This is a genomic window from Clostridia bacterium (assembly GCA_014360065.1).
Lineage (GTDB): Bacteria > Bacillota > DSM-521 > Neomoorellales > JACIYF01 > JACIYF01.
Map to the genome: position 1 here is coordinate 1 of JACIYF010000081.1, position 11,162 is coordinate 11,162.

Annotated in this window: 9 protein-coding genes; 7 read left to right on the plus strand and 2 right to left on the minus strand. The window is 54.1% G+C overall.

Annotation, left to right across the window (positions count from 1 at the left end):
* Window positions 1-161: 161 nt before the first annotated feature.
* Complete coding sequence (locus tag H5U02_10920; protein ID MBC7342932.1) at window positions 162-2,132, minus strand: sigma-54-dependent Fis family transcriptional regulator; 1,971 nt, start codon at window positions 2,130-2,132, stop codon at window positions 162-164.
* 289 nt (window positions 2,133-2,421) lie between these two features.
* On the opposite strand from H5U02_10920, the gene pdhA reads away from it, so the two are divergent.
* The 7 genes from pdhA (at window position 2,422) to lipB (ending at window position 10,820) form a co-directional block, all read left to right on the plus strand.
* Window positions 2,422-3,405 carry a pyruvate dehydrogenase (acetyl-transferring) E1 component subunit alpha gene (gene pdhA, locus H5U02_10925; GenBank protein ID MBC7342933.1) on the plus strand — a complete coding sequence of 328 codons (984 nt, stop codon included), beginning with the start codon at window positions 2,422-2,424 and terminating at the stop codon, window positions 3,403-3,405.
* A 53-nt stretch (window positions 3,406-3,458) separates the two neighbouring features.
* Window positions 3,459-4,442, plus strand: a complete 984-nt coding sequence (locus H5U02_10930) for an alpha-ketoacid dehydrogenase subunit beta (GenBank protein MBC7342934.1) — start codon at window positions 3,459-3,461, stop codon at window positions 4,440-4,442.
* 2 nt (window positions 4,443-4,444) lie between these two features.
* Window positions 4,445-5,743: a 2-oxo acid dehydrogenase subunit E2 gene (locus H5U02_10935; protein MBC7342935.1), complete on the plus strand. Its 1,299-nt coding sequence runs from the start codon at window positions 4,445-4,447 to the stop codon at window positions 5,741-5,743.
* 66 nt (window positions 5,744-5,809) lie between these two features.
* Window positions 5,810-7,231 carry a dihydrolipoyl dehydrogenase gene (gene lpdA / locus H5U02_10940; protein MBC7342936.1) on the plus strand — a complete coding sequence of 474 codons (1,422 nt, stop codon included), beginning with the start codon at window positions 5,810-5,812 and terminating at the stop codon, window positions 7,229-7,231.
* A gap of 41 nt (window positions 7,232-7,272) precedes the next feature.
* A complete protein-coding gene (locus H5U02_10945; GenBank protein MBC7342937.1) occupies window positions 7,273-9,051 on the plus strand; it encodes an aldehyde ferredoxin oxidoreductase family protein in 1,779 nt (592 codons plus the stop codon).
* Between the two features lie 35 nt (window positions 9,052-9,086).
* The gene (lipA, locus tag H5U02_10950) at window positions 9,087-9,980 is read left to right on the plus strand and encodes a lipoyl synthase (protein ID MBC7342938.1); all 894 of its coding nucleotides are present in this window, start codon (window positions 9,087-9,089) and stop codon (window positions 9,978-9,980) included.
* A 66-nt stretch (window positions 9,981-10,046) separates the two neighbouring features.
* Window positions 10,047-10,820 carry a lipoyl(octanoyl) transferase LipB gene (gene lipB / locus H5U02_10955; protein MBC7342939.1) on the plus strand — a complete coding sequence of 258 codons (774 nt, stop codon included), beginning with the start codon at window positions 10,047-10,049 and terminating at the stop codon, window positions 10,818-10,820.
* A gap of 135 nt (window positions 10,821-10,955) precedes the next feature.
* Here the strand turns inward: lipB and H5U02_10960 are convergent.
* Window positions 10,956-11,162 (minus strand): glutamate dehydrogenase (locus tag H5U02_10960; GenBank protein MBC7342940.1); only part of this gene is annotated, 207 nt, incomplete at its 5' end.

Here is an 11,162-nt window from a genome sequence, read left to right on the forward strand (position 1 = left end):
AAGCTCATTCCAGCGAAAACCACGCGCTTACGGTTCCACGCGCATGGGCATTGGTTGTTCAACTCTTGCACACCAGAATAACTCCACTGCTCAAAAAAGTGACACCGGGACACCAGGATGGTAAATGGTCAGCACTCCTATGTCAGGAGTGTCCGGATGGTTCAGGAAGAGAATGAAATGTCGTAGGACTTCAGTTTCTTATAAAGGGTATTCCTTGTAATACCCAATAAACGCGCTGCCCGTGTTATGTTGCCACCAGTGGCCATAAGGGCGTCTATTATCGCTTTTTTCTCCGCCTCAGCGAGATAACTCCCGGCTTTCTCCTCATGCTCATTAGAGAGAGGGTCAGTTCGCTTTTGGGCACGAGTGTTAAGCTGTCTGATCTGTTGAGGCAAGTCTAAGACACTAATGCTTTCGTGTTCGCATAGAATAATGGTACGCTCAATAACGTTTTCCAGTTCACGTACATTTCCTGGCCAATCGTAAGCCAGCAGAGCATCTACCGCAGATTTTGTGAACTTCGGCTTCTTCTTATTTAGACGACGCGCAATCTTTTCGGACAAGTGCTCAACCAAGAGTAGGATGTCGCTGGGGCGGCGTCTGAGCGGGGGAATGCGAACAGTTATTACACTCAATCGATAGAATAAATCTGCACGGAATTCCCCGAGTGACACCTTCTGTTCAAGATCCTCGTTGGTAGCAGCAATAACCCTCACATTGACTTCGAGAAAATCCGAGCCGCCCAATCTTGTTACGCGACCATCTTGCATTACTCTAAGCAGCTTGGCCTGAATATCAAGGGGCATCGTGCCTATCTCGTCCAGAAAGAGGGTTCCCCCATCAGCCAGCTCGAATTTACCCGGTTTACCTCCCCGTCGAGAACCAGTGAATGCGCCCTCTTCGTAGCCAAAAAGCTCACTTTCTACCAGTTCGCGAGGAATTGCTCCGCAATTAACAGCAATAAAGGGTTCATTTTTCCTGGGGCTCGCATTATGGATCGCCTGAGCAAACACCTCCTTGCCTGTACCGGTTTCGCCGTGCAGCAAAATTTTACAGTCGAATCTCGCAGCCGCCCTGGCGACTGCCACTGCCTCCAAAAACTCCGGATCTTGGCCTATTATGTCAGAAAAGGTAAAGGTAGCTCCTCCGAAGATGTTATGGGCCAAGCGGTGGACATCGGACCTTTTCCTTATGCGTATGACTGCACCTTGATGGGAAAGGCTATCATGAGTAATAGGGTTAGCATCTATCATGAAAAAGAGGCGCTTCTTGGTTTTCGGATCGAAGTAGTACACCTCCTTGTTTCTTGCTTCCACAAAGAGTCGTTCTGGCGAATGACTTTTGAACAGTGCCCGAATATCTTTCCCGACTAAGTCATCGGGCCCGCAGTTACACAGACGGGCAGTCACGCTGTTGACACGAACAATGCATCCTTTTTGATCGGTAGCTAAAATGCCATCACTGACTGACTCCAATATGGCATTTAAATACTGGTTGTTCTCACTGAGCATTGTGGTCTTTTCCTGCAGCGCTAGCTCACGTTCAATTGACTTGGCAGCAGCCGCAGCCATACCGAGAGTATGTTTATGGACCAGCGAAGAAGGACCAGAGAAATTGATGATCCCAATTAGCTTTTTCGATGTGGTGTAGATGGGTGCAGCAGAACACGTCCAACGGTGATGATAGACGTTGTAATGTTCCGGACCTGCGATTTGGACCGGCTTGCCCATCTTTACAGCGAGTCCAATTGCATTGGTGCCCACGGCTTCTTCTGATCGGTCTGCGCCCGGAACGAGGTTATTTGCCCTAGCCATTTCAACGACTTCTGCATCGCCAACAATTCTCAGTATATATCCGTGACAGTCTGTCAGAACAACTATAAAGCTTGAGCCGCGGATGAGCTCGTTAAGTAGTTCCACGGTAGGTAGTGCACACCTCAGAAGTAGGTCGTTCTCATTCTCGAGACTGCGGAGATCCCGACCCCTCGGCATGTTTCTTGCGAAGGGATCCAGCCCCAACTCTCGACACCGCTTCCAGGATTGAAGAATATAAGCAGGAATCAACGAAGACTTGACTTCTCCTCGTTCCATAAATGATTTCCACGCTTCGGAAGTCGCATTTTCCAAAGACATACAATTCTCGCCTCCTCCTCCAACCTGAAACCGATGCGCATCTTTCCTACTTATCTAGTTATTTGTCATTTCTTCTATGTCTCCTGCTACACAATTGAAGGCTGTTCATTTTTTGCGCAATCCCAACCTAGGAGGCGCTTCCTCTTGTACTAAATAGCTCAAGGCTTAAGGTACGCGATGGTGTGGCACAAGAATTGCTCTGTCACCGACAGTGGGTAATCAGAAGCTTTATTTACCCACAAGCAGATGATCCAAATACAACACCAAAGTGGCCAGAGGAGATGATTACATGGGAGCAAGAGCAACCGAACTGTCTCAGGAAGACCTCTTATGTATGTACCGGAAAATGCTTGAGGCCAGGTACTTCGAAGAAAAAGTGGTCGAAATATACGCCCAAGGCTTAATGCCCGGACTGGCCCATCTGTACATTGGCCAAGAGGCAGTAGCAGTGGGCGTTTGCGCTGCCCTTAAGCCGGAAGATTTAATCACCAGCACCCACAGAGGCCACGGCCATTGCATCGCCAAGGGTGGAGATCTTAAACCAATGATGGCAGAGCTGTTTGGCAAGGCAACAGGTTACTGTCGTGGAAAAGGAGGGTCGATGCATATAAGCGCTTTTGAACTAGGAATCCTGGGGGCAAACGGAGTGGTGGGTGGAGGAATCCCAATTGCCACAGGAGCTGCTTTGTCTGCAAAAATGCGCGGCTCTGGCCAAGTTGTAGCTTGCTTCTTCGGAGATGGAGCCTCCAACCAAGGCTCTTTCCATGAATCGTTGAATATTGCCGCCTTGTGGAAGCTCCCGGTGGTCTATGTTTGCGAGAATAACCGCTACGGCATTTCGGTATCCCAGGCTCGCCATCAGGCCATTGAAAACATATCGGTAAGGGCTCAAGCTTATGGAATGCCAGGTGTAACCGTAGACGGTAACGACGTGGAAGCAGTCTATCGGGCGGCCAGGGAGGCAGTGGAGCGGGCCCGTCAAGGGAGTGGGCCTACTCTGGTCGAATGCAAGACCTATCGCTGGCGAGGTCATCACGAAGGTGATCCGAACCAGGGACAACGTTACAGAAGCCGAGAAGAGATCCAAGAGTGGAAGGAAAAGTGCCCAATCAAGAGGTTGCGCACCAAGCTTCTGGCCAAAGGGGTGAGCCCCAGCAAACTGGAAGAGATAGAGGCAACGGTAAGAGAGGCTGTTGAGCAGGCAGTTGAGTACGCAAATAACTCGCCGTTTCCTTCAATTAAAGAAGCTTTTTCGGATGTGTATGCGGAATGAGAAAAACAGGTAAAGCAAGCTGCGCCGTGGCAAAGCAGGGAGGTGCCAAGAAAATGCGTACTATAACTTACAGAGAAGCGCTTAGAGAGGCAATGCGAGAGGAAATGGTGCGCGACGAGAGTGTCTTCATATTGGGCGAAGACGTTGGCGTCTACGGCGGAATTTTTGGGGTAACAGCAGGCTTACTTGCGGAGTTCGGGGAGGAGAGAGTGCGCGATACGCCGATTTCAGAGGCGGCGATAGCCGGAATAGCCGTGGGCGCTTCCATGACAGGAATGAGGCCAATCGCCGAGATCATGTTCGTCGATTTCACCACGATTGCTTTAGACCAAATTGTTAACCAGGGTGCAAAATGGCATTACATGTCGGGCGGGAAGCTAACAGTACCGGCAGTCATCAGAACATACACAGGCACCGGGCGGAGAACCGCGGCCCAGCATTCCCAGAGCCTAGAGGCCTGGCATGCCCACGTCCCTGGCCTCAAAGTGGTCATGCCGGCTACTCCATACGATGCCAAAGGACTTCTTAAGAGCGCCATTAGAGACAACAACTTGGTTGTCTTTATTGAACACAAAATGCTTTTAAACGAAAAAGGCCAGGTACCGGAGGGTGAATATCTCATCCCCTTGGGCCAGGCCGATGTCAAGCGACCAGGAGAAGACTGTACGGTGGTGGCCACTTCGCTGATGGTGGGACGGGCCCTTAAGGCTGCTGAGATACTGGAGGCGGAAGGGATCAGCGTGGAGGTAGTCGACCCGCGCACTTTAAGGCCGCTGGACATCGATACCATTTGCCAATCGGTAGCCAAGACCAACCGCTTGGTCATTGTCCATGAAGCTTGCCAGTTCGGCGGCATCGGAGCCGAGATCGCCGCCCAGGTAGGAGAGCGAGCTTTCTTCGACCTGGATGCCCCCATTGTCCGAGTTGCCGGCAAGGATGTGCCCATTCCCTTTAGCCCGGCCCTGGAGGACGCGGTAGTTCCAAGCGTTGAAGATATTGCCGCCGCGGTCCGGAGCCTAGTTAAGGGGGTGGCCTAGGCATGGCTTACAAGATTGTGATGCCCCAGGCGGGAATAACCACTACCGAAGGCACCATCGTCCGCTGGCTAAAGCAGGAGGGGGAGCGGGTAGAGCGGGGTGAGCCCCTGTTTGAAGTAACTACCGACAAGGTGAACATGGAGGTGGAATCCACCGCCAGTGGGGTTTTGCTTAAAATCTTGGCCCCGGAGGGTTCGACGGTAAGGATTACCCAGATAGTGGCCATTGTCGGCGAGCCTGGCGAGGATATCAGCGCCCTTCTTCAGGAAGCGGCGGCCGAACGAGGCGAAAGCCTAGAAGCGGTTTCGGAACCTGACCTTCAAGGTTCCAGGGAAGAGGCTCCGGCGGATGTTCCTCAGATTGCCTCAGAAGCTACTTCCCTGCCGGGCAGGATTAGGATCTCGCCTCTGGCCCGGAGGATTGCCGAAGTTCAGGGCGTGGCCCTTTCCGATCTGGCTGGTGTGACCGGCACCGGCCCGGGAGGGAGCATCATCAAGCGGGATGTGTTGAAATACCTAGAAGGCCGAGCGGTGCCCAAAGCCGAAACTGGACCGGCTCCGGAAGCGGAGATGCAAGCTTCCGGGTTTCAAGAAGCAGTCCCAGTTGCCAGCCCCCAAGTTATCCCCCTCACTGGCATGCGCCGTACCATTGCCCAGCGCATGACTCAGAGCAGCCACGATGCTCCTCAGTTCTGTTTGGGGGTAGATGCCGAAGCGTCGGAGCTCATCCGCTGGCGAAAGCTTCTAAACGAAAAGCTGAAAGGCCAGGGCGAGGATATTACGCTCACCTATACCGATTTTCTGGTTAAGGCCTGTGCCCTTGCCCTTCGGGATTGCCCTTACGTTAACGCTAGCTTCACGGCAGAAGGGATCGAGCTCAAGACGGCCATCAACGTAGGGGTAGCCACCGCCTTGGAGGACGGCTTGATTGTCCCCGTGATCAAGAACGCCGACCAGAAGTCTCTGGCCCAGATCGCCCAAGACCGGGCTAGTCTGGTGGAAAAGGCCAGGGCAGGGAGATTGGCAGCAGATGACGTCCGCGGCGGCACTTTTACCGTCTCCAACCTAGGCATGTTCGCCATCGATGAGTTTACTGCTATTATCAACCCGCCTGAGGCGGCCATTTTGGCAGTGGGGCGGATCCGGGAGCGGCTAAGCAGGGTAGGCGAGGAAATCCAGGTGGTACCGTACCTTTCCCTGCGCTTAACCCTGGACCACCGGGTGGTGGATGGAGCCCAAGGGGCCCGTTTTTTGGAAAAGATTAAGCAGAGGATTGAAGATCCCTACCTCTTGTTGCTGTAGTTGGCTGGATAGGTAGCTGCAAGGGAGCTGGCTACCGGTCGTAACCGAGCTAAGGAAGGGAGCGCCATGACGCTTAAGCAAGCGGATATTGCAGTTATAGGTGGCGGGCCGGCCGGGTATGTGGCCGCTATAACCGCCGCCCAAAGGAAGCGTAAGGTGATCCTGGTGGAATCTGGCGAGCTGGGGGGCACCTGCCTGAACGTAGGATGTATTCCTACGAAAACTCTAGCCCAGGTGGCGGAGCTCTACCACCGGGCCCGTAACTTTTCTGCTTTTGGCCTGGAAGGATCCTTGCCGAAAATCAACTGGAGCCAGGTGCAGGCGCGCAAGGAGACGGTGGTGTCCGCCCTGCGCCGGGGAGTTGCCGGCCTGCTTAAGGCCAACCGGGTAGAGGTCATAAGGGGCCATGCTGCCTTTAGCGGCCGCGATCGCCTTACCGTAACCCCGGAGCCGAAAGCAGGGAAGGAAACCATAAATCTGGCCGCAAGGAAGACCATTATTGCCACCGGCTCCCAGGCTGCTTCCATTCCCGGCCTGACCATAGATGAGGAGACAGTTCTCACCAGTACGGGGGCACTGGAGTTAAAGAAGCTCCCCGAGAGCCTGGCCGTCATAGGGGGCGGGGTAATCGGTTTAGAGATGGCCAGCATCTTTAGCCTGCTGGGGTGTAGGGTTACAGTCATCGAGCTTCTGCCCCAGGTGCTGGCTGGGATTGATGAAGAGATCGCCAAGCTCCTGGCCGGCGAGCTCAAGAAACAGGGGATAGCTATTCATACCGGTGCTCGGGTTGAGGAAGTCAAAGTCGAAGCTAACGGGGAAGCCAGGGTTAGCTTCCTCCACCAGGGGCAACTGCGGCAAGTGCGGGCTAACAAGGTCCTGGTGGCGGTGGGACGCCTGCCGCAGACGGCAGGCCTCGATCTCGGTAAGGTGGGGATCACGCTTTCCGGAAAGGCTATCCAGGTAAACCGCAGGATGGAGACCAATATAGCTGGGATCTACGCCGCCGGGGACGTGATCGGTGGGTACCAGCTTGCCCATGTGGCCTTTCACGAGGGGACGGTGGCGGCCATTAATGCCTCTACCGAGCAGGGTGGAGACAAGGAAGTAGATTACCGGAGCGTGCCGGCTTGCGTCTATACTCAGCCGGAAGTAGCCCAAGTAGGCCTCAGCGAAACCGAGGCTCGCCAGCAATATGCTGAGGCCAGAGTGGGCAAGTTTCCTCTGGCTGCCAACGGTAAGTCGCTCATCGAGGGCCAAACCGCTGGTCTGGTAAAAGTGATCTATGAGCCCAGGTATGGGGAAATCCTTGGCGTTTGTATCATGGGCCCTCATGCCACCGAGCTCATTGCCGAGGCCGCCCTGGCTATAAGCCAGGAAATTACCCTCGACGAGTTGGTAGATACCATTCATGCTCACCCTACGGTGGCCGAAGCCATCCGGGAGGCAGGATTGGCGGCGCTAGGGAACCCGCTCCACACGGTGCCATAGTCAATCTATCCTTTTAGGCTTTAAGGGGGGGGTGCTCCACGGTGCATGGTTTTCACAACAGACTGTTAAGAATAAACCTAGAAGCAATGGACTACGCCGAAGAAGATCTGGAAGACGGGCTTCTGAGGGAAGTGCTTGGAGGCAAAGGCCTGGGGACTTACCTTCTTTACAAAAACGCTCCCATTGGAGTGGATCCACTCAGTCCTAACAATCCATTAATATTTGCACCCGGACCTGTATCCGACAGCATTATGCCGGGAGGGAGTCGCTACGGAGTCTTCACCAAATCGCCGCTTACCGGTTTCTATGCTGAAAGCTACGCGGGAGGAAACGTAGCTCCAGCGATGAAACGAACCGGCTATGATGCGGTGGTTATAGAGGGTGCCGCAAAGTCTCCCGTCTTTCTAGAGATCAGTCACCGTGGGGTGAGGTTCCACGATGCGTCGCACCTGTGGGGTGCGGAAACGTATCATACTCAAGATTTGGTTCTCCGAGAAGTCAAGCAGCCGCAGGCTGAGGCCATAGTCATCGGTCCAGCAGGCGAAAACCTGGTAAGGTTTGCCTGCATCGAAAACAATTATTGGCGATCGGCTGGTCGGGCCGGTACAGGAGCAGTTATGGGGTCAAAAAAGCTGAAGGCCGTGGTTTTTTGGGGAGAAGAACATGCCCCGATGGCCGATTCGACACTGTTGCTTTCGTACGTTCGGGAATTGAAAAAGAAGGGTAGAGAAGATCTAGGCGTAAAATCCTACCAGAAAGTCGGCACCCCCCAGCTGGTGGCAATTACAAATACCAGAGGGTGTTTTCCTACTCGTTATTGGCAACAGGGGCAGTTGGAGCAATGGCAAGAAATCAGTGGAACTACTCTGGTGGAACGCTACAACGTAAAATCCAGAAGCTGCAAAGGCTGTTTCATGTCCTGCGGTAAACTGCTGCAAATTCATGACGGCCCCTATAAAGGGCTAAGAATCGAAGGTCCCGAGTACGAAACCATCTATGCTTTTGGTGGTCTTTGCTGTATTACAACCCTGGAAGCAATAGCATATCTTAACGATCTTTGCGATCGGCTGGGAATGGATACTATAAGCGCAGGCAACTTGGCCGCACTAGCTATAGAAGCCTGTCGCCGAGACAGACTGGCTCTAAGCCTCGATTACGGTGACACCGAAGGAATAGCGAATCTACTAAGGTCAGCATCACTGCGCCAAGGTCCGGGAGCCGTAATTGCTGACGGGATCATAAGCGCAAGCCAAGCTTGGAGGCTCGAGGAACTCGCTATCCACGTGAAAGGCCTTGAGCCTGCCGGATATGATCCTCGTGTTCTCAAAGGCATGGCTCTCTCTTACGCGGTATCACCCCGCGGTGCCTGCCACCTACGAAGTACCTTCTACAAACTAGAGCTGAGCGGAATGGTACCGCCTGAGACAGTCGAGAACAAGGCTGCCAAAGTCATTGAGCTCGAGAATCGGCTAGCAATATTTGACACCTTAATACTCTGCCGCTTTTACCGTGATCTCGTTTCCTGGACTGATCTCGCCACCATTATTGAGGCGACTACAGGAATGCGCTTCAGCCAGGAAGAGCTTGCAGGCATAGCCCAAAAAACCATCGATCTGACCCGTATGTTCAACACAAGAGAAGGCTTGAAAAAGGAGCATGATATGATCCCTGACCGCCTCTTTGCGGAGCCACTAGGCCCTCACTCCCTGACGCGCGAAGAGTTTGCTAGAATGCTGGCTGAGTATTACGAATGCCGCGGGTGGAGCACTGATGGCATGGTCTTGCACCAGCAGGACTTGAGGAACTTACTCAAGTTCTAGAACCGACTATGATGGCGCACAAGGGAGAGTTGCGAATGGGGTGTAACCTCTTTCCCCCCTGGCTTAAAAAGAGGTGGCCGGCCTCAGAGGAGATGAGCGCCACCTGGGAAGTTTTGCGAAAACATCGGGTGGGTACAGTCTGCGAAGGCGCCCATTGCCCCAACCTGGGGGAATGCTTTGCCCGGCGCACCGCCACCTTCATGATTCTAGGCTCAATCTGTACCCGCAACTGCCGCTTCTGTGCCGTCCCCCATGGGCACCCAACTCCTCCTGATCCTGAGGAGCCTGCCCGAATAGCCCAAGCCGCCGCACAGTTAGGTCTTGCCCATGTGGTAGTGACTTCGGTAACTCGCGATGACCTACCCGATCAAGGAGCGGGGCAATTTGCCGCCACCGTCCAGGCTCTCAGGCAGATCATGCCCCAGGCTACCGTTGAAGTGCTAACCCCTGACTTCGGTGGCCGAGAGGAGTTGATCTCCTTGGTGGCTGGTGCCGGGCCCGACATTTACAATCACAACTTGGAGACGGTGCCCCGGCTTTATGCTCTGGTGCGTCCGGGGGCGGGTTACCGCCGCAGCTTGAACTTGCTGAGGCTGGTCAAGGCCAGCTACCCCCAGCTCCTTACCAAATCAGGATTAATGGTCGGCTTAGGCGAAGATCCAGAGGAAGTGTGGGCAGTAATACAGGACCTCCGCCTGGCAGGCTGCGATAGTTTGACCATCGGCCAGTACCTGCAACCCACTCCGGCACATCTTCCAGTAGCCGAATTCATAACGCCGGAACAGTTTCAGAAGTATCAGCGCTGGGGCCAGGAGGCTGGGTTCATGTACGTGGCCACCGGGCCGTTTGTCCGCAGCTCCTACCATGCTGATCAGGCGGCTGCACAGTGCCTGGGGCCAGGATTAGGCGTGCCAGCGGCGAAGGGCTAGGCCGCAAAACGCCAATGGCAAGTAGGTTCAAGGTTAGATACTGGGTAGAAGGTGAGTCAGCCAATGATGAATCAACCAACCTCTACCAGCCAGCCCAGGCTAGCTGCACCTCGACTTCTTCGGGTAGAAAAGCTGGGCCGCATCGGCTACCTAGAAGCCATGGCTTACCAGGAGAAGCTGGTGGCCCTAAGACGGCAGGGAGAGATTCCCGATACCCTGCTGCTCCTCGAACACCCGCCGGTTTTCACTATCGGCAGGGGCGGCGGCTGGGACAACATCCGCTGCGGAAAGGACATCTTAGCCCGGGAAGGCATCCAGATCTATGAAACCAGCCGCGGCGGTAACATTACCTACCACGGGCCCGGCCAGCTGGTGGGCTATCCCATTATCGACCTCAGTCAGCGAGGTAAGGATTTGCAGGGCTATTTGCGAAGCTTGGAAGAGATCCTGATCAGAACTCTTCAGCCTTACCTAAAACCCTTGGGCCTTGAGGCGCAGCGCCTTCCTGGCTATACCGGCGTTTGGGTGGGCAATGAAAAAATTGCTGCCATTGGGGTAGCAGTAAAGGGCTGGGTGACCATGCATGGGTTTGCCCTTAACGTTAATACCAACCTGGAACACTTCAAGCTGATCAACCCCTGCGGGCTAGACCGACCAGTTACCTCTCTTGCTTCACTGCTGCATAAGGGTATTCCTATGGACGGTCTTGCCAATCAATTGATAGCAAGCTTTGCTAGAGTGCTTAATTACTCTCTCACCGGTGTACCCGAGGCAAGACAGAGATCGAGCTCAAACCCGAATCAAAAAACGCACATCTTATGCGACATTTTTCGACCCTAGAGAGCCTTTCCGGGTACTTACGCTAAGTTTCCAGGCCGAAAATGTCGCATAAGGATATTTCTGTGAAGGGAGATCATCTTTAGAAGGGGCCTTCTTTCTTGGCCCCTTCTCTTGGTCGTATCCATGTTAAGCTCCTTACGGATACATCCCCCGAATCCGGTTGGCCTGGGCTACCCGGCCTACGGAGAGGACGTAGGCGGCGGTGCGGAGGTCGATCTTCTTCTCCCGGGCCACGGCATAGACCTCCTCGAAGGCGGAGACCATCACCTGGGAGAGCTTCTGGTTCACCTCCTCCTCGGTCCAGAAGAACTTCATGTTGTCCTGCACCCACTCGAAGTAGGA

Bases quoted from the DNA above. Each gene is read 5' to 3' on its own strand.
- lipB (MBC7342939.1), top strand. From the start codon at position 10,047: ATGAATCAACCAACCTCTACCAGCCAGCCCAGGCTAGCTGCACCTCGA.
- H5U02_10920 (MBC7342932.1), bottom strand. From the start codon at position 2,132: ATGTCTTTGGAAAATGCGACTTCCGAAGCGTGGAAATCATTTATGGAA.
- lpdA (MBC7342936.1), top strand. From the start codon at position 5,810: ATGACGCTTAAGCAAGCGGATATTGCAGTTATAGGTGGCGGGCCGGCC.
- lipA (MBC7342938.1), top strand. From the start codon at position 9,087: ATGGGGTGTAACCTCTTTCCCCCCTGGCTTAAAAAGAGGTGGCCGGCC.
- pdhA (MBC7342933.1), top strand. From the start codon at position 2,422: ATGGGAGCAAGAGCAACCGAACTGTCTCAGGAAGACCTCTTATGTATG.
- H5U02_10935 (MBC7342935.1), top strand. From the start codon at position 4,445: ATGGCTTACAAGATTGTGATGCCCCAGGCGGGAATAACCACTACCGAA.
- H5U02_10930 (MBC7342934.1), top strand. From the start codon at position 3,459: ATGCGTACTATAACTTACAGAGAAGCGCTTAGAGAGGCAATGCGAGAG.